The 23,375-nt window shown below is 54.7% G+C and carries 26 protein-coding genes; 2 read left to right on the top strand and 24 right to left on the bottom strand.

Features of this window, described 5'->3' with window-relative positions:
* Positions 1–32: 32 nt before the first annotated feature.
* The 3 genes from galE to ABC831_RS11320 all read right to left on the bottom strand — a co-directional run bounded on the left by galE (position 33) and on the right by ABC831_RS11320 (position 3,435).
* Positions 33–1,043 (bottom strand): UDP-glucose 4-epimerase GalE, encoded by a 1,011-nt coding sequence (gene galE, locus ABC831_RS11330; protein WP_343248236.1) that lies wholly within the window; start codon positions 1,041–1,043, stop codon positions 33–35.
* A gap of 349 nt (positions 1,044–1,392) precedes the next feature.
* Positions 1,393–2,508, bottom strand: a complete 1,116-nt coding sequence (locus tag ABC831_RS11325; RefSeq protein WP_343248235.1) for a phosphotransferase enzyme family protein — start codon at positions 2,506–2,508, stop codon at positions 1,393–1,395.
* A 3-nt stretch (positions 2,509–2,511) separates the two neighbouring features.
* Positions 2,512–3,435, bottom strand: coding sequence for a nucleotidyltransferase family protein (locus ABC831_RS11320; protein WP_343248234.1), 924 nt, complete (start codon positions 3,433–3,435; stop codon positions 2,512–2,514).
* A gap of 198 nt (positions 3,436–3,633) precedes the next feature.
* Here ABC831_RS11320 and ABC831_RS11315 point away from each other — a divergent pair, with 198 nt between their 5' ends.
* A complete protein-coding gene (locus tag ABC831_RS11315; RefSeq protein WP_343248233.1) occupies positions 3,634–4,524 on the top strand; it encodes a helix-turn-helix domain-containing protein in 891 nt (296 codons plus the stop codon).
* Positions 4,525–4,633: 109 nt separating this feature from the next.
* Here ABC831_RS11315 and ABC831_RS11310 read toward each other — a convergent pair whose 3' ends face one another.
* The 8 genes from ABC831_RS11310 to ABC831_RS11275 form a co-directional block, all read right to left on the bottom strand.
* The gene (locus ABC831_RS11310) at positions 4,634–5,686 is read right to left on the bottom strand and encodes a DUF4340 domain-containing protein (protein WP_343248232.1); all 1,053 of its coding nucleotides are present in this window, start codon (positions 5,684–5,686) and stop codon (positions 4,634–4,636) included.
* Positions 5,683–7,236, bottom strand: coding sequence for a GldG family protein (locus ABC831_RS11305; protein WP_343248231.1), 1,554 nt, complete (start codon positions 7,234–7,236; stop codon positions 5,683–5,685). Before ABC831_RS11305 ends, ABC831_RS11310 begins: the two co-directional genes overlap by 4 nt.
* Positions 7,237–7,250: 14 nt before the next feature.
* Positions 7,251–8,114, bottom strand: coding sequence for an ABC transporter permease (locus tag ABC831_RS11300; protein ID WP_343248230.1), 864 nt, complete (start codon positions 8,112–8,114; stop codon positions 7,251–7,253).
* A gap of 1 nt (position 8,115) precedes the next feature.
* The gene (locus tag ABC831_RS11295) at positions 8,116–9,327 is read right to left on the bottom strand and encodes an ABC transporter ATP-binding protein (RefSeq protein ID WP_343248229.1); all 1,212 of its coding nucleotides are present in this window, start codon (positions 9,325–9,327) and stop codon (positions 8,116–8,118) included.
* Positions 9,328–9,579: 252 nt separating this feature from the next.
* Positions 9,580–10,608, bottom strand: a complete 1,029-nt coding sequence (locus ABC831_RS11290) for a PD-(D/E)XK nuclease family transposase (RefSeq protein ID WP_343248228.1) — start codon at positions 10,606–10,608, stop codon at positions 9,580–9,582.
* Positions 10,609–10,720: 112 nt separating this feature from the next.
* Positions 10,721–11,764, bottom strand: a complete 1,044-nt coding sequence (locus ABC831_RS11285; RefSeq protein ID WP_343248227.1) for an IS30 family transposase — start codon at positions 11,762–11,764, stop codon at positions 10,721–10,723.
* A gap of 66 nt (positions 11,765–11,830) precedes the next feature.
* Positions 11,831–12,067: a helix-turn-helix domain-containing protein gene (locus ABC831_RS11280; protein WP_343248226.1), complete on the bottom strand. Its 237-nt coding sequence runs from the start codon at positions 12,065–12,067 to the stop codon at positions 11,831–11,833.
* Positions 12,068–12,183: 116 nt separating this feature from the next.
* Positions 12,184–12,429, bottom strand: coding sequence for a helix-turn-helix domain-containing protein (locus ABC831_RS11275; RefSeq protein ID WP_343248225.1), 246 nt, complete (start codon positions 12,427–12,429; stop codon positions 12,184–12,186).
* Positions 12,430–12,565: 136 nt separating this feature from the next.
* On the opposite strand from ABC831_RS11275, the gene ABC831_RS11270 reads away from it, so the two are divergent.
* A complete protein-coding gene (locus ABC831_RS11270) occupies positions 12,566–13,150 on the top strand; it encodes a hypothetical protein (protein WP_343248224.1) in 585 nt (194 codons plus the stop codon).
* Between the two features lie 92 nt (positions 13,151–13,242).
* Here the strand turns inward: ABC831_RS11270 and ABC831_RS11265 are convergent, their stop codons facing one another.
* The 13 genes from ABC831_RS11265 to ABC831_RS11205 all read right to left on the bottom strand — a co-directional run bounded on the left by ABC831_RS11265 (position 13,243) and on the right by ABC831_RS11205 (position 23,375).
* A complete protein-coding gene (locus ABC831_RS11265) occupies positions 13,243–13,818 on the bottom strand; it encodes a hypothetical protein (protein WP_343248223.1) in 576 nt (191 codons plus the stop codon).
* Between the two features lie 169 nt (positions 13,819–13,987).
* Positions 13,988–15,580 carry a phage tail tip lysozyme gene (locus tag ABC831_RS11260; RefSeq protein WP_343248222.1) on the bottom strand — a complete coding sequence of 531 codons (1,593 nt, stop codon included), beginning with the start codon at positions 15,578–15,580 and terminating at the stop codon, positions 13,988–13,990.
* A gap of 11 nt (positions 15,581–15,591) precedes the next feature.
* Positions 15,592–15,984: a hypothetical protein gene (locus ABC831_RS11255; RefSeq protein ID WP_343248221.1), complete on the bottom strand. Its 393-nt coding sequence runs from the start codon at positions 15,982–15,984 to the stop codon at positions 15,592–15,594.
* Between the two features lie 16 nt (positions 15,985–16,000).
* Positions 16,001–16,360, bottom strand: coding sequence for a serine/threonine protein kinase (locus tag ABC831_RS11250; RefSeq protein WP_343248220.1), 360 nt, complete (start codon positions 16,358–16,360; stop codon positions 16,001–16,003).
* The gene (locus tag ABC831_RS11245) at positions 16,336–17,475 is read right to left on the bottom strand and encodes a reverse transcriptase/maturase family protein (protein ID WP_343248219.1); all 1,140 of its coding nucleotides are present in this window, start codon (positions 17,473–17,475) and stop codon (positions 16,336–16,338) included. The genes ABC831_RS11250 and ABC831_RS11245 overlap by 25 nt, the downstream gene beginning before the upstream one ends.
* 456 nt (positions 17,476–17,931) lie before the next feature.
* Positions 17,932–18,276 carry a diversity-generating retroelement protein Avd gene (gene avd, locus ABC831_RS11240; protein WP_343248218.1) on the bottom strand — a complete coding sequence of 115 codons (345 nt, stop codon included), beginning with the start codon at positions 18,274–18,276 and terminating at the stop codon, positions 17,932–17,934.
* Between the two features lie 73 nt (positions 18,277–18,349).
* Positions 18,350–19,465 (bottom strand): SUMF1/EgtB/PvdO family nonheme iron enzyme, encoded by a 1,116-nt coding sequence (locus ABC831_RS11235; protein ID WP_343248217.1) that lies wholly within the window; start codon positions 19,463–19,465, stop codon positions 18,350–18,352.
* A gap of 20 nt (positions 19,466–19,485) precedes the next feature.
* Positions 19,486–19,827 (bottom strand): hypothetical protein, encoded by a 342-nt coding sequence (locus ABC831_RS11230; protein ID WP_343248216.1) that lies wholly within the window; start codon positions 19,825–19,827, stop codon positions 19,486–19,488.
* A 2-nt stretch (positions 19,828–19,829) separates the two neighbouring features.
* Complete coding sequence (locus ABC831_RS11225) at positions 19,830–20,255, bottom strand: hypothetical protein (RefSeq protein ID WP_343248215.1); 426 nt, start codon at positions 20,253–20,255, stop codon at positions 19,830–19,832.
* An 18-nt stretch (positions 20,256–20,273) separates the two neighbouring features.
* Positions 20,274–20,585 (bottom strand): hypothetical protein, encoded by a 312-nt coding sequence (locus ABC831_RS11220; protein WP_343248214.1) that lies wholly within the window; start codon positions 20,583–20,585, stop codon positions 20,274–20,276.
* An 18-nt stretch (positions 20,586–20,603) separates the two neighbouring features.
* Positions 20,604–21,740, bottom strand: coding sequence for a phage tail protein (locus tag ABC831_RS11215; protein ID WP_343248213.1), 1,137 nt, complete (start codon positions 21,738–21,740; stop codon positions 20,604–20,606).
* 13 nt (positions 21,741–21,753) lie between these two features.
* Positions 21,754–23,100, bottom strand: coding sequence for a baseplate J/gp47 family protein (locus ABC831_RS11210; RefSeq protein ID WP_343248212.1), 1,347 nt, complete (start codon positions 23,098–23,100; stop codon positions 21,754–21,756).
* Complete coding sequence (locus tag ABC831_RS11205; protein WP_343248211.1) at positions 23,097–23,375, bottom strand: early E1A protein; 279 nt, start codon at positions 23,373–23,375, stop codon at positions 23,097–23,099. The genes ABC831_RS11210 and ABC831_RS11205 overlap by 4 nt, the downstream gene beginning before the upstream one ends.

Genomic DNA, 23,375 nt, shown 5'->3' with positions numbered 1-23,375 from the left:
GGCAAGAGTCCGCTCCGGACTTTTAGAAAACCTTATTCATACCCATTCGGGTTCCCAGCCTGCCAGCGCCAGGCGTCTTCGCACATCTCGTCCAGTTGGCGCAGGGCTTTCCAGCCCAGTTCCCTGTAGGCTTTGGAGGCGTCCGCGTAGCAGGTGGCGATGTCACCGGGACGCCGGGGTTTTATTTCGTAGGGGATCGGGCTTTGGGTTACTTTTTCGAAAGCGTGGACCATTTCCAGCACGCTGTAGCCGTTGCCGGTGCCCAGGTTGTAGATGCTGACGCCTTCTTTTTTTCTGAGGTGCTCGACGGCTTTGACATGACCCTGGGCCAGGTCGGTTACGTGGATGTAGTCACGGACTCCGGAACCGTCGGGGGTGTTGTAGTCGTTGCCGAAGACTCCCAGGGATTTTAGTTTGCCGGAGGCTACCTGGGTGATGTAGGGTACCAGGTTGTTGGGGATTCCTTTGGGATCTTCTCCAATCAGACCGCTTTTGTGGGCGCCGATGGGATTAAAGTAACGCAGAAGGACAATATTCCACTCGGGATCGGCTGTATGCAGATCCTGCAGGATTTCTTCCAGCATCAGTTTGGTGCGGCCGTAAGGGTTTGTTACGTGCAGCGGGAAGTCTTCGGTGATGGGAACGGTAGCGGGATCTCCGTAGACGGTGGCGGAAGAACTGAATACAATGTCTTTTACTCCGTATTTCCGCATGACATCACAGAGAATCAGGGTGCCGGTGATGTTGTTCCAGTAGTATTCCAGTGGTTTGGCCACCGACTCGCCTACCGCTTTAAGACCTGCGAAATGGATGACGGAATCGATGGATTCCTGCTCAAAGACGGTCTCCAGACCGTCCCGGTCTAAGAGATCGACTTCGTAGAATTTCACGGTTTTGTTAGTGATCTTTTGCACACGCTCCAGGGATACGACACTGGAATTACACAGGTTATCTACCACGACGACTTCATAGCCCTCGTTTAACAGTTCCACACAGGTATGGCTTCCGATATAGCCAGCACCTCCGGTTACAAGTATTGACATAGCAATCTGCTCCTTTTCTCTACATATATCTGCGGTGGTTTTTTCCGCCGCAGTGGGGTCCCGCGAGCGTTTTTTATTTCATAGGAGCATTTTCCGATGAAACAATAAATAACCTCGCGATTTTATACTCTGATCTGATAAATTATGTTGTTAGGCACTTATAAATGATTTTCTGCGCAAAATGGCAAAATTTTTGTTCCGGTGAATCCGGGTTAGGCAGTTATAAATGATTTTCTGTACAAAATGGTAATATTTTTGTTCCTTATAAACCGGGTCAGGATTAGACTGGAACCAGAAGGCTGATTTCTGGTTTTCAAAGCCTGGACCGGACCCGGAGGCAATAATTGGGTCAGCTGTACTTGCGCACGATTCCGGCCATCTGGTCCATTTTGGCTTCCATGTCGGCCACCAGTTTGAACTGGGTTCTGGCACGGTCCAGATTGTGCTGCTCACGGTGAATCTTGAAGTATACGTCTCCCTGGAGATAGTCGGTGAGGAAACGCATACCGCATTCGTAGGTCATCATTTTGGCTCCCATCGGCAGCATTTCCAGTTCCTTTGGCGTCAGGCTGCCCTGGCAGCCTTCGATGAAGCCTTTGGTGTATAATTCAAACAGGTTCAGATCGCAGGAGATCCTGGAGAGGTCAGTCTCATCCTCTGCTCCCGTGCTGGCCCCGAAACGGATGGAGTCTCCGAAGTCGTTGACGGCCAGCCCGGGCATAACCGTGTCCAGATCGATGACACAGATCCCTTTTCCGGTTTCCTTATCGATCATGATATTGTTCAGTTTTGTGTCGTTATGGGTAACCCGCAGAGGAAGGGCGCCGCTTTGCAAGAGGTCTCCCAGAATACGGGTGTCGGCCTCACGCTCCATAACGAACTCGATTTCCCTGCGGACGCTTTCTGCGCGGTTGAACACATCATCCGCCACGGCTTTTTTGAATATCCCGAATCTGGCGGCCGTGTCGTGGAAGCCCTCGATGGTTTCGTGCAGGGTCTGTGCCGGATATTTTGCCAGCAGGCGCTGGAAATTTCCAAAGGCAAGGGCGCTCTGATAGAAATCATCGGGTTTTTCTACCAGATCGTAGCTGACGCTGTTCTCGATGAACTGATAGACTCTCCAGTAACAGCCGATGGAATCTTTATAATACATTTTTCCGTCTTTGACGGGCACCAGGTTCAGGGTTTCCCGATCCGGGTCCCCGCCGTTTTCTATGATGATCTTGCGCAGATAGGTGGTCACTCCCACGATATTTTCCATCAGTTCTTCAGGACGGGTGAAGATCTCATGGTTCATCCGCTGAAGAATGTAGCGCTTTTCTTTTTCGTCCGCGGTCCGGCATACCAGCAGAAATGTGTCATTGATATGTCCGCTTCCGTACTGATCGGAACGGATCACGGTTCCTTCAAGCTGAAACTGTTGAATCGCTTCCTGTTTTCTGGAGCAGGCGGTTGTTCTGTCCATTCTCTATTCCTCCCAAAGTTTCTGCGGATATAAGCCCGCTTCTTTCATTTCTTTTATGGCTTTGACTACGGTTTCCTTATCTTCCCGGTAGGTAACACCGTACCAGCGGTCCGGGGACTGAAGGACCTGTACTGTGGCTTTGCCTTCACGGATCAGCCGGTCCACTACGAAGGGCAGGAAATATTCGCATTTTAAAGGATTTTCCCGCAGACCCTTTTCTAAAAATTCCGCCAGGCCATTCTTTACCTCTGTGAGAAAGCTTTTTCCGAATCCCCAGAGGTTCATGGATACAGTACTGTGCTCGGGTATCACGATCCAGGCAGCGCCGTCATCTTCGGTGTAGGCGGCCTGCTCCCCCCTTCTCTCGATCCGGGTCCGCTCCTGGATATCGGTCAGGTATCCCTGGGCGTCGGTCTTACAGATCCCGCGGGCCACATGCCCATTTTCCGTCAGTGTGTTTTCCAGCACATATCCCACCATGGCGTAGCGGTATTTGTCATTGTCCTCATGGGTGGACAGATAATCGTAGATCTGTGAAAAAGCATGGGCCCCATAGTAATCGTCCGCGTTGATAACAGCGAACGGACCATCGATCAGGTCCCGGCAGCTTAATACCGCATGTGCAGTTCCCCATGGTTTCGTTCTGCCCTCAGGCACCTGGAATCCATCCGGAATGTCGGTGACCTCCTGGAACGCGTAAGCTACTTCCATGTGTTGCTCCAGGCGGTTGCCGATCACTTCCCGGAATGCCTCTTCGATCTCTTTTTTTATGATAAATATTACTTTCTCAAATCCGGCTTTTCGCGCGTCGTACAGGGAAAAGTCCATAATGATATGTCCCTGGTCGTCCATTGGCTCCATCTGTTTGAGCCCGCCGAAGCGGCTCCCCATACCTGCCGCCATCACTACTAATACTGGTTTATCCATAATGATACCCTCCAATCTTTTACGTATATTGTAATACAGAATCAAAAGTCATGCTTTAGCTGATTTTAATAAATATTTGCACAATCTTCATTTTCCCCTTGAAAGAAACGTCCTTATATCGTAATATTAAGGTAATTCCTTCCATTTAACTTTGCACAATTTGCAGATATCACCAGTTTGGGCAGGTCAGGAGGTATTATGGCATACGAAAGTATAAGATTAAAAAAAGAATTTGTCATTGATCACATCGTTACCATTCATTATTTTGAATATATGAGTGATTTTTCTTATCCGGGAGAATCCCATGATTTCTGGGAATTGCTCTGTGTAGACAAGGGTGTCGTCAACGTGCAGGCGGATACACGTACTCATACCCTGAAAGCCGGCGATCTGATCTTTCATAAACCCCGGGAATTCCACAATGTAAAGGCCAACGGAGTGATTGCTCCGAATCTGGTCGTAATCTCTTTTATCTGTAAGTCACCCGCTATGGTATTTTTTGAAAATAGAATTCTTCAGACGGATAATTTGGAACGGGAACTTCTGGCCCGCATTATTGCGGAGGCCAGATCTGTCTATCAAAGCCGGTTAGACGATCCCTACAGTGAAAAGCTGGTCCGAAAAGCCGACGTACCCTTTGGCGCTGAACACTTGATTCAGATGTATTTGCAGCAGCTGCTGATCCGGCTGGTGCGGCGCTGCCAAACCACCTGGGATAACCCGTCCCACCCAAAATTTGTTACCAAAACCAAAGAGGACGAACTGTTCTATCGCCTGCTGGAGTATATGAATGCCCATTTAAAAGATCATCTCACCATAGATCAGATCTGCCGGGACAATCTGGTCAGCCGTTCGGTTCTTCAGAAACTGTTCCAGGAACGGGCCGACTGCGGAATTATCGACTATTTTTCCAAACTTAAGATCAGCGCCGCAAAGCAGCTGATCCGTGACCGGAACCATAATTTCTCACAGGTTGCGGATGAGCTGGGTTATTCCTCCATCCACTATTTTTCCAGACAATTTAAGAAAATAACGGGGATGACGCCCTCCGAGTATGCGGTATCGATAAAGGCTTTGACAGAGAGATAAGGGGCTGTCGGGAAATATATAAGTATACCAGATATGGGACATGATTGCAGATCATATCCATATCTGGTATGCAAATTTTATTTCCCGACAGCCCCGTAAGACTATCTCTTTACTGCAATATATTTTCCTCTGCCTTTTGCTCTGCTTCCAGCAGAGGAAGGATCCGGTCCGTACTGATCAGGTAGACATTGGAATTGTCGGCTGGTTTCACATAGTAGTTTCCGGCTTCATCCTGGCTGCCGATCATGAGAACGAACTGCTGGGGTGTGGTGACCGTCTCAGTATCTCCTCCGTTTCCTTCTTCATTGGTCTCGTTGGTATAATCTACGGTCAGCGTAAGTGCAGGCTCTAAGAGACCGTAAGCTGAGAGGTCTTTGCTGTTGTATTCTTTCAGACCGTTGTAGGAGGCCTCGGTGATATTTTGCAGGAGTTCTTCTGCATATTCGGTTCGGATTCCATCCTCGGAGCCGTCTGCTCTGACCAGTTTCCAATTATAAGCTTCCGTGTCTCCGGCTTTCTGGATGCTAACCGATCCCTCACTGCCTGTTAAAGTCAGATTGGAGATGGTGTCCATCGATATGGCCGGATAGGTATCGGCTTCTATAAGGGACATCAGGTCAGATTCGAATCCGCTTACCGCTGTGGATGCTACCGTGTAGACTCCATTCTCTCCCTGCACCGCTGCATAATATTCACCGGTGATGCTGTTGGTGTCTCCGATCAGAACCGTGATTTTAGTTCCATCCGTGTCCTGAAGGGTGATCTGGTTGGACGGCTGGTCCAGTCCGTATTCCCCGTAATTCTGGTCGTCTTCCGCTACGGTAGATGTTCCCTCCAGAGAGGTCATGCCTGATACCATACTGTCCAGGGTATTCTTATTGATGGGCATGCTTTCATCTTCATCATAATACCAGTTTTCAGTGTCGTCCTCGGTTTTCTTATGGAAGGACAACGTCTGGCCGTCATGGAGGTAGGATATATGGTCAACTTTATCTGAATCCATGCTGACAATCTGTACGGTATCGGCCTGGGACGCCGCCTGTTCTTTTTCTTCTTCCTTTTTGGCAAAGTTTACCACGGCCAGGTAGACACCGATCAACACAGCCAAAACGATTACCGCAAGGATCAGATTTCTGGTTCTGTGTTTTTTCTTTCCTGTCATCGTTTCTTCCTCCCCAGCCAGATTACCAGACCGGTTACTAATACCGCCAGGGGAATCACTACGATACAGCCCAGGAAGCCTAACAGGGTCCCCATTGCCGTCATGGAAAGTGATGTGTTATCTATGCTCTTGCTGGGTATCGAAACCGTTACTTCTTCCCCGTCGGTCAGCCAGGAGACCGCTTTGCCTACCAGTTCCATATTACCGCCGATCACCTGGGAATCTATACCCTGGTCAAACATCAGCTCAGAGGTCAGGCATACGATCTTTGTTTCCTTTGGAGCCGACTGGTCTTCTGCATTGCCTGTATCCGTACTGTCTGTATCTGTGTCTGCTGTATCAGCGCCTTCTGTCCCGGTATCTTCCATACCGGTATTCTCTTCATCAGCGGAAACTGTTTCCGTGATTGCGGCGCCTACCATAAATGGACCGTCGATATCCCCGTCTTCTTTTTCCATGGTAGTGACATTGGCCGGATCCGGTTTTGAGTAGGCTGAGTCGCTGGTCTTTAAGAGGGCGCTGACCTGAACGGTGTCACGATGGTCCTGGCTTTCCTGCAGTCCCTGTGCCATGGGCATCAATACATATTTCTCCAGCCCGCTGGTGATCTCGTGAGATTCCTTATCCGGTACGATATAAGCCTGACCGGAACCGGTATAATGGTTCGGATCTCCTTCCACCACAACTCCTTCTACCCGCTCCAGGCCATAGTCAGCCAGCAGCGCATCCAGATTCGGCTGAGGTGTTCCGCCTGTATAACCAGCAATGATAAAAGCATGGCCTCCGGTGGTCAGGTAATTCTGTATCTTGACCGATTCCTCAGCAGAGATATCAGACATGGGAGAAAAGATAAACAGGAAATCCGCGTCCTCCGGTATCTGATCGGCCGTTATAAGGTTCAGATCCTCGGTCTCAAGATTCTGTTTTTGTATCAGGCTCTTCAGGCTGTCGGTCATGGCTGCCTCATCATGGCCAGTCAGAATATAGGCTTTTCCCAGATTTTCACTGGTGACATAGGAAATCGCGCTGGTAATCTGGCCTTCCCCGTCGAAGCCGGTTACAGTACTGCTGTAGTTCGTATAATCCATCTGATATTCATAGATCTGATCCGGACTCAATGCTTTTTTCCGGTCACCGCATTCCACGATCACACTATTATTATATAAATCCATATCCTGATAGCTGTTTAAGAAAGCAGGATTCTTGACGGGATCCCTCACTTCGAATTTAATATGGTCGCTGGCCTGGGCATAGTTTTCCAGCAGCTTTTTCGTGGTCTCGTCCTCCTGGCCGCTCTGAGCCACCAGATAGATCTGAACATCTTTTGTCAGCGCATCCAGCACCTCGGTGGTCTGGCTGCCGATCAGGGTCAGATTCTGGCCGGTCAGATCGAACTCCCGGAACTTGGAGGGCAGTGCGTTCACCGCCATATTAACCACTACGATAATAGCCAGAACGATCATCGCCAGGCCCAGGCTGTAGGATCCATGCCGTAATCTTTTATTTTTTACTCCCTTTCGGAAGCTCTCTTTTATATTAAATTTCTTCATTCTCGTCCTCCCTCCTAGCTCCAGCGTCTTTTTTCAATGGACTGATATGTCAGGAAGCAGAACAATCCGATCACGGACAGATAATAAAGCACCGCGCCCAGATCCAGTGTTCCATTGACAAAGGTATTAAAACGGGACATGATATCCAGCGAATTCAGCACTTTGTTGATTGCCCCTGCCAGCCAGGCGGATTTCAACACGTATACAGCGATCAGCACTGCTTCGCCTGCCAGCCCCACCACCACTGGTACCACTACATTTTTCGTCATTCCATAGATAATGAGTACCAGAACAATGATCAGGACCGTAAAGGCGATCAGTGAAGTTTTCGCGGTGTCAGATACCATACCGCTGATCCCCCCCATCAAAAAACTCAGGAAGAGGACGCCAAAGCTAACAACAGCCGCGATAATCTGGCTTTCTGTAATGGATGAGAGGAACATTCCAACTGCAATGGCCGCCGCATAGAGAAGAAGGAAGCCAAAGATTACCGAGTAAGAACTCAGAAACGGCACTTTCCCAAACAAGGCCAGTGCCAGCGGATAAAAGCAGATGATTACAACCGGGAACAGGATAACCGATACCATGGCCAAAAATTTGCCCATTACGATCTTCCCAATCGTTACAGGTGCAGTCAGCAAAAGCTGATCTGTCTTGCTGCGCTGTTCTTCTGCCAGGGAGCGCATTGTGAGAATCGGAACCACAATCAGAAGCGTAATACTGGCTCCCGACAGCGCATAACCGATAAATGGTGAAAGCGAAAGCAGATTATATGCATAAAAGTAGATTCCTACCGCCACCAGCGTTAACGCCGCGACTATATAGCCGATCATGGAGGTATAATAGGATTTTAGTTCTTTCTTATAAATTGCCAACATCTTATTTCTCTACCTCCTGTTTCTGTCCGGATTCAGCACCGCCTGACTCGGTTTTATTGTCGTCCGGGGTTTCTTTTTCTTCCAGGATTTCTTTTTCTTCCGGAGTTCTATTGTCCTGCGTCTCATCGGATTCGTTCTCTATAGTTCCGGACTGGGATTCTGATCCTGTATTCTCATTCCCGCTAATTTCCCGTTCCACTTCCTCCGCGACCGTCAGCTCTACTTTTTTCTTCCGCCGTCTGAAAAAGGAACGCTTTTCTTTATCAGATTCCGCCTTAGGCCGTTCCGCGGTTAATTCAAGGAAAACATCCTCCAGCGACATATTCGACTGCTTCATTTCAAGAATCGGACATCTCTCTCCGGCGAACTCATAAGACAGATCTTCCCGCAGATCAACCTTCTCGTTCGTCTTGATGGTTACTGCGACGCAGTCCGGTGTATTGGAGGAATGGATTTCGAATTCCCGGATCTGCTCCATTCTCTTTAAGATCTGCTCTACTTTCTGCTTCGTCCCCTTGACCGTCAGCTCCAGCACATTGGACCCCAGAACCAGCTTGCTCAGATTATCCGGGGTGTCGCTGGCCACCAGCTCCCCGCGGGAAATAATCATGACATAATCACAGACCGCGCTGACCTCGGAGAGAATATGGGAACTTAAAATTACCGTGTGGTGTTTTCCCAGATCTTTGATCAGATCCCGGATCTCGATAATCTGTTTGGGATCAAGCCCTACGGTCGGTTCATCCAGTATAATAACCGGCGGATAGCCGATCAGTGCCTGCGCCAAGCCCACACGCTGACGATAGCCTTTGGAAAGATTGCGGATCAACCGGTCTTTTACATCCAGTATTTTGGTCCTTCCCATAATTTCACGGATCATATCCTGACGTTTTTCCTTTTCCACCCCTTTTAACTCCACACAGAAATTCAGGTACTCAAACGGTGTCATATCCATATACAGGGGAGGCTGCTCGGGCAGGTAACCGATACATTTTTTTGCTTCCTCCGGCTCCTCAAAAATGTCGTGGCCGTTGATCAGGACCTGGCCTTCGCTGGGAGCCAGGTAACCGGTAATAATATTCATCGTTGTGGATTTCCCCGCACCGTTTGGGCCCAGGAAGCCGTAGATCTGGCCCTCCTCCACCTCGAAGCTCAGATCGTTTACCGCCGTGTGGCCGCCGTATCTCTTCACTAGGTTTTTAACTTCTATCAAGCTGTTCCCTCCTTAGACTTACGTGTCATAAATCTGCTTCATTATAAACTACCTTTGTGTTCATTTTGTGAAAATAGTAAGAAAATTCTGGTAAGTTTGTGGGGGATCTGACTGTTCCGTATGCATACCCACATCCGTGATACTTGTCTGCGCTCCTGCCGGTGTCCTACGAAATAAAAGCTGCCGCACCGGCTCTTAAAACCGAAATGCGGCAGTTTTCTGCTTAAAGCCCATACAAGCTTGCGAGAGACGCTACCAATAATTCCTGATTGCCTCTTTGGCTTCTTCCGGAGTGAATAAGAATTCCCTCTTGATTTCCAGAATCGTCTCTTCCTGCGATTTGTCCAATTTCCTGCACAGTGCAATAAATGCCCTTATTCCTTTCTGCATTCCTTCCTGGATACCTTCCTGGATTCCCTTCTGAATTCCTTCCTGCATACCTTCTTTTCTGGCCTGACTCAGCTCAGAAAAACGGATATCGGCTTCGTACTTCTCGGTCAGCATCGACATCAGCTCCTTCTTATTCTTCGCCATATTGCGAAGTTCTTCCCGGATTTCCTGATACATTATTCCATTGGGTGCATCATCCCTTATAAGGATCTGCTCCCCATTCACATCCGCCAGGAATGCCAGAAAACAGCCCAACTCCTCAAGCTCCGGCGGACAGCTTTGTTCCAGCATCTGTTTCAGACATTTATCCAGTTCGATATATACCACTCTGGACAGATCAGACAGCTGCACTCCCGTATCTGTCTCGTTTTTCCGGTAATGGATAAAGCTGGGATTACTCTGAAACTGTCCCGGGCTCTCCTTCATAAATACTACCGCATACGTCGTTGGGATATCTGGAAAACTCATCCCCGATTTCTTATGCCCTTTTTCCACAGAATATTGAAGCATAATAAGGTCCGATACATACACGTCCATTCTCTCTGTGATAAATTCCTGGGCTTTCCGCTGCATTTCCATTTCGAAAATCCCTTCATCTGACATTCGGGCCAATTGATCCAGAATCGTGTTTTTCGAATAAATAGATACCTTCGGCGGAGCGGTATTCAAAGACCCCAATACAACCAGTTCCTGATGAAAAATCAATTGAAAGATTTTCGTAACCCGGTCCGGGTGAAGATCCGGGTGAAAAGCCTTTTTAAATGGCAAGTCATAGTATAGCTCCGGCAGCCTCTCTCCAGCTTCTATCTGGTCAAATTCCTCCCGGATTCTCTGCGGCATCACTGCTTTCAATGCCTCATAACTCTCTGAAATTGTCCGTGTTTTTTTCATTCATTTTCCTCCTTTAAGTATAGTGTAATTACTGGAAATTGGCAATAGCGAACGCTATGCGGTTAGAGATTGGGAAATGTCAAGAGTAAATGCGAAAAAAATCAAAAAAATTTTATAGAGCCCCCAGAAGGGCCTCCACCTGCTCTTGAAATAGGGCCCCGGCGCTCATAAAACCGAGGATCTGGCGCGGGTAGTTGTTCAGCCAGTCCTCGATCTGGGCCACCCGCTCGTCGGTGAGATCCTCGAAGTTCGTCCCCTTCGGCACGAAGCGCCGGATCAGCTTGTTGGTGTTCTCATTGGTTCCGCGCTCGTATGCGCTGTACGGGTGGCAGTAGTAGAGCTTCGTCCTCTGCCCCTCTCCGGTGGCGCTGCGTTCGATCCCCTCGTGGTCTGAGAACTCCGTCCCGTTGTCGCAGGTGATCGTCTGGAAGATGTGAGGGAAGGCCCGGCCGTATTCCTGCTCCAGACTGTCGAGGGCCTGCACCACGCTGGCGGCGGTCTTGTCCGGGAGCTGCCGCACGATCTCGTCGCGGGTGAGTCTCTCAGAGAGGACGAGCAGCACCTTCTTGGAAGGTCTGGCGCTCACTACTGTGTCCATTTCCCAGTGCCCGAAGGTTTCGCGCTTTGCGATTTCCTCCGGGCGCTTTTCTATGCTGTCGCCCTTCGGCGGTCTGGCCGCCTCTTTCACTTTTCGGTAGCCGCGTTTCCGGTTGGCTTTCACTGGGAGGTCTTTGTTCGTGAGCCGGAAAAAGATCCCTTTTTCGATATAGCTGTAAAGGGTATTCACGGAGATCGAGGTGCTAAACTGGAGCCCCTGCGCCTTAATTTCGCCGAGGACGGCCGCCGGGCTGTACTTCTCGTCGGCGATCTTTGTCTCTATGTGCTCAGCCAGCCGGTGATCCTTGCCGATTTTGAGATCCGGCCCCTTGGCTTTCAGGTTCTCCCGGTACCGTTCCTCTGCTATGTCCGGGCTGTACCGCATTTCGGTGGTGTAGTCGCTGTTCAGGTGCTCGTACTGGCCGCGCTTTAGCTCCCGGTATATGGTGGAAACATGGACGCCGATTATCTCGGCGATCTCCTTCGGTTCTTTTTTATCTTTGATGTGGGCCTCAATGCGAAGCCGGTCTGTTTTGCTCAGGTGCTTGAAGCGTCTCATGCCTTCGATCCCTCCATAAATGAAAATAAGGGAGCAGCCCGTCGCCGCTCCCCGTTTCTTTGCTTCTTATGCGTTCTCCTTTAGTGTGCGCTTGGTTATGAGGTACATCTCCTTCGCGATCTGTTTCTCGTCGTCGTATGGAGTCAGGGCTCTGATCAGCTTGATCGCGTTCAAAAATGTGATATTTTCCAGCTTGATCTCCCCGGCCTCTAATTTCTGCACCCAGCGGATATTTACACCGATCTGCTCGGCGAGCTGCTTCTGCGTCAGCCCTTGGCGTTTCCTCAGTTCTTTGACTTCCATGTCGTACCTCCTTTTTTACGCCTTTTTTGGCGTACTTTTACTATACGCCTTTATTGGCGCATTGTCAAGCGCCGTTTCGCGTTTTTTCACAAAAAAATAAAAGCGGTTTCCCGCTTCTATTCTTCGTCCAGTAGGGAGCAGACAGGCACGCCCAGCGCTTCGGAGAAGTAGAGCAGCTCGAAGTCCGGCACGACGCGCTCGCCCGTCTCGATCCTGCTGATCGCCTTCTGGTTCAGGTTCAGCCCGGCGAGCTGGATCTTCGCGGCGAGTTGTTCCTGAGACAGCCCGGCCGCTTCCCGCAGTTCCCTGATCCTGCTGCCGGAGGCGTTACATTTTCCGTCCTTGTATCTGTATAACTTCACACTCCGGCCTCCCTTTTTTATCCCAAACATGGGTAACTCATATTGACATTACCATGTTTCCCGCTTTATAATTATGCCAAACATGACTAAAGGCGAAAAAGCGCTAAATCTGTTAGCATGTTCAGGAGGTTGCCGCATGGGTAAAAAACAAACGGGGCAGCAGGCAGCGGCCCCAAAAAAGAAGGGCAAAAAGAAATGGATCGTGATCGCTGTGGTCGTGGTCATTATTTTGGCCGCTGCGATTGGCGGGGGCGATAAAGATCCGGCAGACAGCGGGAGCGCGTCGGATCCGTCCGCCACGGTTACGAGCGATCCGGTGGAGAAGTCCACGGAGAGCGCCGGAGAGAGCGCGGGCGGCGAGAGTGAGGCCGCTGCATACACGCTGGAGCATGGCGAGCTGGTGAGCGCGATCACGAACGAGATCGACGGCCAGAGCGTTCTCGTCATAAAAGCGAAGATTTCCAGCAGCTACAATAACGAGGCCACGGTGGATCAGAATTATTACAACGTCGCCGATCTGATCCAGTCGCAGGGCTGTGACGTGTTTGACGAGCTGCAATACTGGGCGGTCGCTGACATGTCCGACGGTTCGGAGCAGAAGGTGGTGTCGTTTACTGTTGACGCTGATCTGATCCAGAAAATAGCGGCCGGTGAGGTTGTGGAAAATCAGCTCGGCGACTATGTGACAGATCTCTATATTCTGCCGAGCTTGGCCGAGTAGAGCCCGCAGAACGACAAAAAGGGCCCGGAGGGTATAAACTACCCGCCGGGCTCTTTTCTTCGGTCTGGGGCTTCTCTGTGCCCCTGCTTTGCTTATTCTGTGGCCGCTTCGGTGTCGTCCTCCGTGATCTCCACTTCGGTGCTCACCTCGACGCCCTGAGCCGGTACTTCGGCCGCGATCTGCTGCACGGCCGTGGTGGCGATCGTCGTCGCCACGCTGGCCGCTGTGGCCGCTGCCGTTGTCGCCGCTGTGCTGGCCGCCTGCTTCTCGGCCGATTTCTTATCCTCCCGGCACGCCTGCTCGATCTTTGTCTCGATCCATGCGTCGAAGTCTCCGTACACTTCGTTGAGCACGTTCACCACGGTGTCGCCGAGGATCTCCAGCGCTTTGTCCTTCGCCTTCTGGAAGGCTTCGAGCTGCTTCTCCTTTGTGAATTTCCCCTCGGCTTTGAGGGCGTCAACGAAGGTCTGGGCGGTATATGCCACGGCCTGCGCCACGGCGTCCACGGCCATGTCCATGTACTTGCTCACGGTTTCGTTGCCGATCTCTTTTTCGATCTGAGCCGTCTCGCGGCGCATGAGTGCCACGAGGTAGGCCCCGCCCGCTGTGATCAGCAGGCAGAGGATCGGCACGCACGCGGTTAAAATCTGTTGAAGGGTATCGTTCATTTGTCTGTTCTCCTTTCGTCCTCTATGCACTCGTGCGTTTTAGGGAAGGGGCAGGCGTCGCAGTCGCGGTCACACTGTTGATCCCCGTCCCAGTTCACGAGCGCACGGATCCATATTACCATGATTACCACCCACACAATGAGCGGCACCAGATTAAGGGCCGCCCCGATCATTTTGTGATCTTGTCGGCGTCTACCCAGCCGTAGACGCTGGAGGCGCTGGTGGTGTGTATGATGTGGTAGGGGTGCTTGGCCCCTTTGCTGATCGCCGTCACCTTGGCCGGGCCAGCCTTCGGCGTTGTGGAGTAGCTGCTGGCGTTCGCGCTGGTATAGTGCGGGCCGCCAGCGAATTGCACCACGTCGCCGATCTTGATCTCGGAGGATCCGGCAGAGGTGCCGCCCTCGGTTGTCACGAAGGCGTCGAAGCCCGCCGCTTTCAGCTTCGCGGCCTGCGCGTCCGCGTTTGCCTTCTTGGAATAGGCCCCGGTCTGCACTTTGTAGAGGTTGCCGATCTTCTTGATCAGCACCTCGAAGCCCTTCACTTTCAGCTTCGCGGCCTGCGCGTCCGCGTTCTCCTTCTTGGAATATGCACCGCTCTGGACGTAGTAGAGGTCGGAGCTGGAGGACGTGCTGCCGGATCCGCTCCCGCTCGTACCTCCAGAGCTGCCGCTGGATCCCAGCAGGGCGTTGATCCGGTTCGCCAGCTCTCCGTACCGGGAGTACAGCCAGTCGCCGGGGCACGACTTATTCGCAAACCAGCGGTGCGCTGTCAGCACCATTTCGTTGCTTTTCGGTGTGTAGGCGAGCGTTTTCTCTTTGCTGCCGAGCCACAAAACCTTGGTCTTTCCGTAGCGCTTGCAGATGTCCGCGCAGAGCTTGATCAGCTTCTCGTAGACGGCCGACTTCATGGCGTAGGGATCCGTCATGTCGCTGGCGCAATCGATCGTGATCGCTCTCTGGTCGTTGGAGTTGCTGGAGCTGCACCAGCTCCGATTTGCTTCGTCAACGATCAGGCAGACGCGGCCGTCGTAGCCTATGCCATAGTTGCAGCTTGCCTCCCGGCCTTTAGGGAAGCACCCGCCGATCGACTCGGCAGACAGCTGGCCCACCACACAATGAGGGGTGAGCGTGTCAATGCTGTGCGTCCTTTTGCCGCTGTGGTTAGGGCTCAGGATCGTGCAGTCTATCAATGAACTGTTACCCATGTTGTTGCCTCCTTTCACGGGTTCCTGCTGGGAGCTGGTGTCCCCGGCGTATTTTGTGAGGTAGTTCTCGCCATAGCTGGCCCGCTTGGCCTGCACGCTGGCGCTCTGATCGGCCGGGCGCTCAAACTTGGTCAGCACGGCGTCGGAGGCCGTGCGCACGCTCGTGGCCGTTTTCAGCGTTGCCAGCAGTCCGGTGTAGCCTTCGCTCAGCTCCTTGAAAAGATAGCCGAGCTGGGCCTCCAGATCGCCGACGGACGCGCCGAGGCTGCGCACATAGGCCAGCAGGCCCTCCTTGCGGCTCCAGTACGTCCACTGGGCGAGGCCGTAGCCTGCCGAGTCCCTCACGAAGTTGGTGTAGCTGCCGGAGTCCACGGCGGCCGTGTAGGCGTCGTCCGTGAGCCCCAGCTTTTTCTCGTATGTGTTCTGGAGGTTGTGGGGATTGAGTGCGCTCTCGGCGTACAAGTTCCCCATGAGCCCGGCGGCTCCGTGGTCGCTCAGGCCCTTGCTTTTGAGGAAGTTCCAGATCCTTTCCTCGTTGGTGTTTCCTTTCAGTGCCATGCTTTACCTCCTTACAGTTGGTCGAAGTCCTGCGGGCCCTCCGGCTTTACTCCGTTTGCGGCCATGAGCTTGATCTTGTTCTCTGCCTTGGCCTTGGAATAATAAAAGCCGGTGCCCGTTGCCATTTCCGTGAATACCGCCGGTATAAGGTAGGCCAGCGCCGAGGTGTCCATGGTGAGCCAGATCATGCGGCAGGAAAAGACGGTGATCGCGAGCGTGAGAACACTCACGCCCACGAAAATGAGCTTTGAAAACTCCACCTTTTTGCGCTCTGCTGCAGCAGCTTTCAGCTGCCGGATCTGTTTTTTGAGCTGCCGGTTCTCCTTCACGAGCTGCCGGATCTGCTCGTCCGTGTATGCGGCGGGCTCGTCCCCGGTGCCGGGCGGCGTGGTGTAGTCGTCCATGGTGCGGCCTCCTTCCTCACTCGTGCATGGCCTCGACGCCCTGCTGGGCGAGGAAGTCCTTCTGCCGGTGTTTGATTTCGGCGGCATATTCCAGCGCGGCGTGCATGTCGCCATTACAATGCGCGTCCGGGATCCGCTGCACGGCCTTGGCCGTGGCCTCTCCGAGTGCGATCGCCGCGCCCACTCCCTGAATGAGAAGGAGCTCGTGCTGCTCGCGTGCCTGTTCGCGCTTTTCCTGAGCTTTGCGCAGCTCCTTTTCTTCGTCCTCCCGTTTCTTGCTCTGCTTCTGGATCTTCTGCTCGATACACCAAAAACAGAAGCCGGTGATCGCCGAGGGTATGCTCGCGGCGATCAGTGCTGTGAGAATGTAGTCCATGTTGTCACCTCCTGAGACGGTTCGCCGTCTTTGCGTTTGAAAATTATGTTTTTCTCGATCCACTTCTGGAGCCCGTGGGTGGCACAATGGCCGAGCAGTCCGAAGTAGCTCTGCATGGTCGCGTCCACCACGTCGAAGTCGATCAGCCCTTCCTCGTATTCCTTGGCTATGTACCGCATACGGGCCTTCATCTTTTTGACGGCTGCCTTCGTCGGCTTTCGGTAGCCGGGATAGATCCGGCATCCCACGAAGGTGATCCCGCGCTTGACGAGGCCGATCGTGGTCTTGCCGTTCAGTTCGAGGTGCAGCACTTCGTTGAGATAGCTCTCGATCAGGACGCGCCATTCGTTCAGCACTTTGGCGTCGGGGTGCAGCAGCACCATGTCGTCCATGTACCGGACGTAGAAGTGCGCCCGGAGCTCGTGCTTGATATACTGATCCAGCTCGTTGAGGCAGACGTTCGCGAGCAGCTGGCTGGTGAGGTTGCCGATCGGCATACCCACCTCAAAAAGCCGCTCGGAGGGCGGCACCTCGTCGGCGCTCACTCCCGGCGGCAGTCCGAAGGGCGTATGGTCGCAGCAGACGATCCGGCGCATGAGCCAGAGAAAACCGTCCTCGCCCGGATATTTCCGCGCCAGAATACCGAGAAGCACCTCATGGTCTACCCGGTAAAAATACTTTGAAACGTCCAGCTTTAAGTAGTGCCAGCGCTCCGGCTTGCGATCCACGAGGGTGCTCCAGTATTGCAGCCGCTCGGCTGCTCTGGTGGTGCCCTTGCCGACTCTGCACCCGTATGAGTGGTAGATCATGCCATTGTCGAGCTCTTGGTTGACTTGCAGGTATATGGCCCACTGTACGACGCGATCCCGGAAGCCCAGTGCCATGATCAGCCTCTTTTTCGGCTCGTGAACGTAAAACTCACGGTACCGGCCCACCTCGTAGGTGCGCCACATGAGGTCGTTCTGTATGCTGATCAGGTTCGCCTCCAGATTAGCCGAGAAGGCGGCCACGTCGTCGCGGTACCACTTTTCTTTCGCTGCCTCGTGGTATGCGTCCAGAAGGTTCTCCCACGAGTAAATGCGCTCCAGAAGGGAAGGGCGGTGCTGTTCTTTCATGTAGTCGCTCCTTCCTGTTTTCAAAAAAGATATGGCCCCGCGTGTGACAATCCTCGGTGCCTCCGGTCGTCCATGGCCGCCACGCCATAGATCCCCGGCGGCCCTTCACCTGTTTGCACAAGATCGGCCAGCCTGCGCGGTTTGCCCGTTGCCTCTGGTGGCCTCCACCAGCAGGCTGCCGTCCCAGTGTCTCCACCGGCAGCGGCGCGGGCGTTCATCTTTGGCCTTGTCGGCCGGGAAATATGCCCCTTTAGCCTCAGTGTTTCTGCCGGGCCGTGGCTCGCAGACTATAACGAACGAGGCCAGAGCGGGCCGGAAGCCGATGTTCGTGTTGGAGTTCGAGCGGGCATTGTTGCCGTTGAGGTAGAACACGCCCGCGTTCGCGCCGTTGTTCCAGTTGCCCCCGCGATACACGCAGCGCTCCCTTTATTCACGGCATATTCCCCACGGGCGTGTCTACTCGTTCGACTTTTTCCAGCCGCCGAGCATACGCCCGATTTCGTTCAGCTCTTTGCTCCAGACTTCGTGGAGCCCCGGAGAGATCAGGCGATCCTCCGGCGAGACTGCCGTGTCTACCAGAGAGCGCAGCACGTCCAGCTTGGTGTCCATTTTGTCTTGGAGCTCTTGCCGGGCTTTCCCGCGTGAGCGGTTGGCCTCAATGCAGAACTCCAGCATGTCCATGAACGCGGCCGTCATGTGCTGGCGGTACGCGAACTTCTCCGGCTTTCGCATATTGGCGGTGCGCTCGTTTACCCGGATCATGCTTCGGACTATGCGCTGCCGCAGTTGTAGATTGTCCATGTTGTCGCTCCTTGGAATGGGACAGGGCGGCCTTTGGTGGGGCCGCCCTGAGCCAGATTATCAGATTGCCAGATTACCCGATTACCTCCGGGATATAAGCGGGCCGGAAGCCGACGCCCGGGCTGGAGCCCGAGCGGGCATTGTAGCCGGCGAGGGAGAACACGCCCGCGCCCGCGCCGTTGTACCAGTTGCCCCCGCGATAGACGCAGCGCTCTGCCTGCTTGTTGTTCCACCACATGTAGTCGCCCTCGTAGTCCGCTTCCTCAGCGCCCTGATCGGGGAGCAGGGCCAGAGAACGCAGCAGCACCTTGGCGGCGTCGCCGATCGCCTCGGCTGCGGTGACTTTACCGAAGGCGCAGCTCCGGCTCGCGTCCTCGGAGCTCGTCACGCTGGTGTTGTACTGCCACGCGTTGCTCACATAGTCGAGCTTCACGGTGCTGCCGGACAGCTTCGGCGCTGAGTCGGTGGTCTTGCTCTCAGGCTCTACCAGAGAGCCGTCGGTCGCGCTGATCGCCTTCCAGCAGGTGCTTGTCGCGTTCTGCGGGTTGTCAGGATCGGCGGCGTCATTGTTGGCAAGGATCTGGAGCTCGCCCCATACAAGCCGGATGCCGCCCTGCCACTCCCAGACGTTGCCGTTCAGATCCCAGATCCCGGCGAGAGTCTTGTCGTGGCTCCACGTCAGAGGGCCGGTGCCGGTTGCGACGTGCGCGGGCTCTCCCTTGTGGCTCTCGCCTCCTTCGTAGGTCATGGGGATCGCTTTGAAATTGCTCTCGCTGGAGTCTTTGCCCCAGTTGTTGTTGCCGTAGGGCATGAAGCCGTTCTTTTTGCACCAGAGCGCGATCGCGGCCCACTCGGCGTTGGTGCTGAGGTGCCAGCCGTGGCCCTTGGCCTCGCAGGCGTTCACGGCCGTGTCGAAGTTGATCGAGGCGGTCGGATCCTCAGCGGGCAGGCTGTACGCCACGCCCTTGTAGTTGTGGGCCTGATACTTGCCGTACCAGAAGCCCTTGATCTGCTGGCCGTTTACGATAAAGGCCGGGTGGATCGAGTCGTTGCCTCCGGTCAGCACCTCGCTGTTTTTGAAGGCCGGGATATACACCATGACGGACGGCAGATCCGTGTCGTCCACCATGACGGAGTTGATCGGGCAGATCGTTTTTACTGCCAGATTGGTGAGATCAAAGTTTGCCATTTTTCTGTGCTCCTTTCTGCTTATTCAATGCTCCAGAGGATCAGCGTCACCTCTGCCATGTCGAGGTCTTTCTTGGTGCGGGTGGTGACTTGCTCGTCGCCCTCGCCCTCGGTGTGCTCGTCATACTCTGCGGCCGGGATCTCGATCTGGGCCACATAGCGGCCGCCGGGCTGCACGCCCAGCATGAGGTCGCCCGTCCTGCTTGCGCAAATATCGAGCACGCGGCGCTCGTCCTCCTGATACTTTGTCACCTTGACGCTCAGGGCGTCGTCGTCGAAGCTGAGGCGGTACCCGTCCTGCTCCCACTGGATCTTCTCGCCGGTGTTCTTCTCGATCACCTGCACGTCGTTAATTTTTGCCATTTTTACATGCCTCCTTGTACTCTGAGAATAAGGGTCGCGCTCTTGGCGCTGCCGTCGTAGGCCACTTTGAAGCCGTTGGTCTGTTTGCCGTAGATCCTCACGTCCCCGACGTTGCCGTCATGGGCCTGAATATCCACGTCCACGGTGTAGTCGGTGGAGTCCCTCGTCACCGTGAGGTTGATCGTCTGCTCTGAGTCATTGAAGGGGTACCCCTGCTTATTGCTCAGGGTGACGACTTTCCGCTCGATCGAGGTCTGCTGAGAGAGATCCCCGGTGGCGATCAGCAGAAGGGCGGCGGCCACGCTGGCGTCGGTGATCCCTTCCTCCATGTTGTTGAAGTGGGCCGCGCTCTGGTCGGTGCCTTCCTGAATGATTTCCTCCGAGTGCTCGTCCTTTACCTCGTCGAGCCATTTCGTGCGCTGGTACATGTTCGGTTCCTCCTTTCTTTATGGTGTGACTTCGTAGATCGGGATCGTCAGCTTGATCATGACTCCCTGCCCGCTGACTTTCTCGATCACGCGCTGCTGGTAGGCCGCCTGCTCCCCGCGCACGTCAATGAGCCGTGAGGCGGTGATCGTGCAGGCGAGGTCGTTCAGTGTGGGGAAGGTCGCCATGATTATGAGGGTGTCGCCTTCGATCTTTTTCTGGTCGATACTTCCCTTGTGCCACGCGCCGCTCACCTGTGCCTCGACGTGGTGGAGCGAGCGGAGCCACTGTTTCCGGCGGTGGCCCATGAACGTGTCGCTAAAATACGCCATGCTGTGCCTCCTTTCGTTTTATTGCCCGCAGCGCCGGGTACCGCACTTCGTAAAGGCATAAGCCAGAAGCACGGCCTCCGGGGCCGCTGCTGCCATGTTTTTGCAGGTCACGCCGAGCGTGGCCTTGGCCGGATAGGTGCCGCAGGTGCCGGGCCCCGCCTTAGTGAAGGCATAGGGCAGGAAAAGCGCAGCGACTCCGGCCTCGATCTTGCTCTGGAGTACCTGCCCCAGAGCTCCCGGCCGGGGGTATGTCCCACACGGGAGCTGCCCGGCCTTGGTGAAGCCGTACCGGGTGGGCTCCGTTTCCGGGCCTGCCGCGACGGCCTGCTTTATTGCCTGCCCCAGCGTGCCGGGGCGTGGATAGGTACCGGCCTTGCGTTTGAACTTGTACCGGATCCCCTCGTCCTCTGCATTTACCGCGACGCCTTCCTTCACGGCCGCGCCGAGTGTACCGGGGCGCGGGTAGGTGCCGCAGGCGAACTGGCCGGGCTTGGTGAAGCCGTAGAGGTAGAGCTTCGCCTCCGGCTCCGTCTCAATGCTCGGCTTGATCAAAAAGCCCACGGTCGCCCTCCGTGGGTAGGTGCCGCACTTCCTGAAATTGTAGCGGTACATTTTCGAGCCCAGCGCGTACTCCACGCCGGGATCCGGGCCCTGCTGCCAGAAATAGAAAACGCCCGCTATATGCGAGCGCACGTTCTTGGCTGCCCTCACGGCCTCCATGAACTTCTCGAAGCTCGCGGCGTCCGTGTGTTCGTTTGTGGTGAGAGCTGCGAAGGTGTAGGGGGTGCCGTACATTTCGTACCACTCCATGACGTAGCCCTCGCCGAAGTAGGCGCTGATCAGCTGCTCGACGGCCCATTTCGTGCCGCGCTTGCGCTTGATCTGCTGCGCGAGCTTTAGGGTGTTGCGCTTTTCCTCCAGACTCATGCCGCCGGAGTCGTACCAGTCCACGTCCAGCTCCCACGCCAGCTCGTCACATTCCGGCTCGGTCAGCTCGTCGATCTTGTCCCATGTGCGGATCGTGTCGATCCGTTTGAAGGGCTCCCGGAGCAGCTTGTTCATGGCCTTGCTGAGCGCGATCGCCGCCTCGTCGTCCCGCATGAAGGCGGGCAGAAGCCTGATAAAGTCCAGCTCTGAGATCCTCATGCCGCCCATGTTCCCACCTCCTTTAGTCTTTGACGATATGGCGCACCGTCTGTTTGCCGGAGAACTTCGCCACCGTGGTGCTCGGCAGCTCCTTGTATTCCGGCTTGGTTATGATTACGCGGGTGGCTCCGAGCTGGTTCTCCGTCCAGTGGGGGCAGAGGATCAGCTTCCTGAGCTCGTCCGGGTTTATGTCCTGATTGAGCGTGGAGCTCTGCCAGTAGTTGTACCGGGCGATCGCTCCGTCCACGCCCTCCACGTTCTTGACGACTTCGGACTCGTTGGCCTTGGTAGTGTAGTAGGTCAGCTCTATGTCGTAGGTTTCCACCTCCGGGGCCTCCACCTGCACCAGATCCGTGAGCGGCCGCACGTCGTCGGCAGAGCATGACGCCAGCACGGCGGCCAGCACGTCCTCGTCCGGGATCTCGCCCCCGGCGCAGATCGGCACGATTTTGACGCGCCCGTACATTTTCCGGGTGATCTCGATCTTGACGGTCTGGGCGCTTTCGAGTGCCCCTGAGAGCTCCAGTGTGAGCAGCTCGTCCTCATAGCTCGCCGTGTAGTCCGTCCCGCTCTCGGCCTCGGATCCGTCCGGCCGGTACACGGTCAGCGTGTCCGGCAGAAGGTTGGCACCGCCTTGGAAGGCGTGCCCGGCGTAGGTTTTCAGCTCCCGCTTTACCCGCTCTGTTTCCGACTCCACCACGGCGTCGGTGACGGTCGGATCCGCAGACAGCGCCCAGTATTTGTAGGCTTTGGCCGGGCCCGCTGTGCTGAGCCGGTTCTCGGCCTCCCGGATCCGCTCCCGGTATGCGTCGTCGCTTTCCCGGTCGCCGCCTCCCTCCGAGGCGCTGGTGTTGGTCACATAGTCGATCAGCGGGATCTCCGATATGTCCACGATATTTGAGAGGACTCCGGGGGCCATGTCGTTGTAGTCCGCGCCGCCAGCCTCAGCCGTGGCCGTCACTTCGACGTGCTCGGAGCCTGCATATAAAACGACGGTTTCGTCCGTCACGAAGTAGTGAACGAAGTCGCCGGTGACTCGGATCCCGGCCGGGATCACAATGTTGCCCGGCTGCGTTTCCTCTACTCCGAAGCGCAGCGTCACGGTGGCGAAGGTAGGATCCAGCCGCTTTGTGTCCCGGTTCTCGCCGAGCGCGTCCAGCACGGCCCCGCGAGCATACCGGAGCATTTTCTGGCGGCAGGCGTCGTTCACGCTGTTGTAGACTGAGACGATCACCAGAGACAGAGCCTCGCCGAAGATCCGGCGCTCGTCGCCGGGGTAGAGCGGTTCGCTGACGCCGTTCTCCAGATCCTCCAGCACGTCCTCGCTCACGCGCCCGGCGTCTGTGTTGATAAAATACAGCTCGCTCATTCTTCCTCGTCCTCCTTCCTGTCAATGTCCACCAGCAGCGCGAACTCGCCGTTCTTGACGGCCTCGCCGCTGCCGATTATGTTTTCCGCGTCCACGCGGGGCTCGTAGGTTTCGAGCACCCACTCGGCGTCGGCCACGGCCTCGTCGGTGGCGTTCGGTTGATCCACCAGAGCGCCGTCGCGGCCTCTCACGCGGTCGTAGGCCACTTCGCCGCGCACAATGCGCAGCAGATTGGAGGCGCATGTCTCCGGTTTTCCATTTCCGTGTGCTTTCAT

Source organism: Diplocloster hominis, assembly GCF_032380655.1.
GTDB lineage: Bacteria > Bacillota > Clostridia > Lachnospirales > Lachnospiraceae > Diplocloster > Diplocloster hominis.
Note: the sequence above shows the minus strand (reverse complement) of the source record. Positions and strands in the feature narration are given on the sequence as shown.

Coding starts and splice junctions, on each gene's coding strand:
- ABC831_RS11260 (WP_343248222.1), bottom strand. CDS start 15,580: ATGGCACTGAAAGGAAACACCAACGAGGAAAGGATCTGGAACTTCCTC.
- ABC831_RS11315 (WP_343248233.1), top strand. CDS start 3,634: ATGGCATACGAAAGTATAAGATTAAAAAAAGAATTTGTCATTGATCAC.
- ABC831_RS11280 (WP_343248226.1), bottom strand. CDS start 12,067: ATGGAAGTCAAAGAACTGAGGAAACGCCAAGGGCTGACGCAGAAGCAG.
- ABC831_RS11245 (WP_343248219.1), bottom strand. CDS start 17,475: ATGAAAGAACAGCACCGCCCTTCCCTTCTGGAGCGCATTTACTCGTGG.
- ABC831_RS11250 (WP_343248220.1), bottom strand. CDS start 16,360: ATGGACTACATTCTCACAGCACTGATCGCCGCGAGCATACCCTCGGCG.
- ABC831_RS11235 (WP_343248217.1), bottom strand. CDS start 19,465: ATGGCAAACTTTGATCTCACCAATCTGGCAGTAAAAACGATCTGCCCG.
- ABC831_RS11310 (WP_343248232.1), bottom strand. CDS start 5,686: ATGACAGGAAAGAAAAAACACAGAACCAGAAATCTGATCCTTGCGGTA.
- ABC831_RS11205 (WP_343248211.1), bottom strand. CDS start 23,375: ATGAAAGCACACGGAAATGGAAAACCGGAGACATGCGCCTCCAATCTG.
- ABC831_RS11265 (WP_343248223.1), bottom strand. CDS start 13,818: ATGAACGATACCCTTCAACAGATTTTAACCGCGTGCGTGCCGATCCTC.
- ABC831_RS11305 (WP_343248231.1), bottom strand. CDS start 7,236: ATGAAGAAATTTAATATAAAAGAGAGCTTCCGAAAGGGAGTAAAAAAT.
- ABC831_RS11210 (WP_343248212.1), bottom strand. CDS start 23,100: ATGAGCGAGCTGTATTTTATCAACACAGACGCCGGGCGCGTGAGCGAG.
- ABC831_RS11285 (WP_343248227.1), bottom strand. CDS start 11,764: ATGAGACGCTTCAAGCACCTGAGCAAAACAGACCGGCTTCGCATTGAG.
- ABC831_RS11220 (WP_343248214.1), bottom strand. CDS start 20,585: ATGGCGTATTTTAGCGACACGTTCATGGGCCACCGCCGGAAACAGTGG.
- avd (WP_343248218.1), bottom strand. CDS start 18,276: ATGGACAATCTACAACTGCGGCAGCGCATAGTCCGAAGCATGATCCGG.
- ABC831_RS11290 (WP_343248228.1), bottom strand. CDS start 10,608: ATGAAAAAAACACGGACAATTTCAGAGAGTTATGAGGCATTGAAAGCA.
- ABC831_RS11300 (WP_343248230.1), bottom strand. CDS start 8,114: ATGTTGGCAATTTATAAGAAAGAACTAAAATCCTATTATACCTCCATG.
- ABC831_RS11215 (WP_343248213.1), bottom strand. CDS start 21,740: ATGGGCGGCATGAGGATCTCAGAGCTGGACTTTATCAGGCTTCTGCCC.
- ABC831_RS11225 (WP_343248215.1), bottom strand. CDS start 20,255: ATGTACCAGCGCACGAAATGGCTCGACGAGGTAAAGGACGAGCACTCG.
- ABC831_RS11255 (WP_343248221.1), bottom strand. CDS start 15,984: ATGGACGACTACACCACGCCGCCCGGCACCGGGGACGAGCCCGCCGCA.
- ABC831_RS11325 (WP_343248235.1), bottom strand. CDS start 2,508: ATGGACAGAACAACCGCCTGCTCCAGAAAACAGGAAGCGATTCAACAG.
- galE (WP_343248236.1), bottom strand. CDS start 1,043: ATGTCAATACTTGTAACCGGAGGTGCTGGCTATATCGGAAGCCATACC.
- ABC831_RS11230 (WP_343248216.1), bottom strand. CDS start 19,827: ATGGCAAAAATTAACGACGTGCAGGTGATCGAGAAGAACACCGGCGAG.
- ABC831_RS11270 (WP_343248224.1), top strand. CDS start 12,566: ATGGGTAAAAAACAAACGGGGCAGCAGGCAGCGGCCCCAAAAAAGAAG.
- ABC831_RS11320 (WP_343248234.1), bottom strand. CDS start 3,435: ATGGATAAACCAGTATTAGTAGTGATGGCGGCAGGTATGGGGAGCCGC.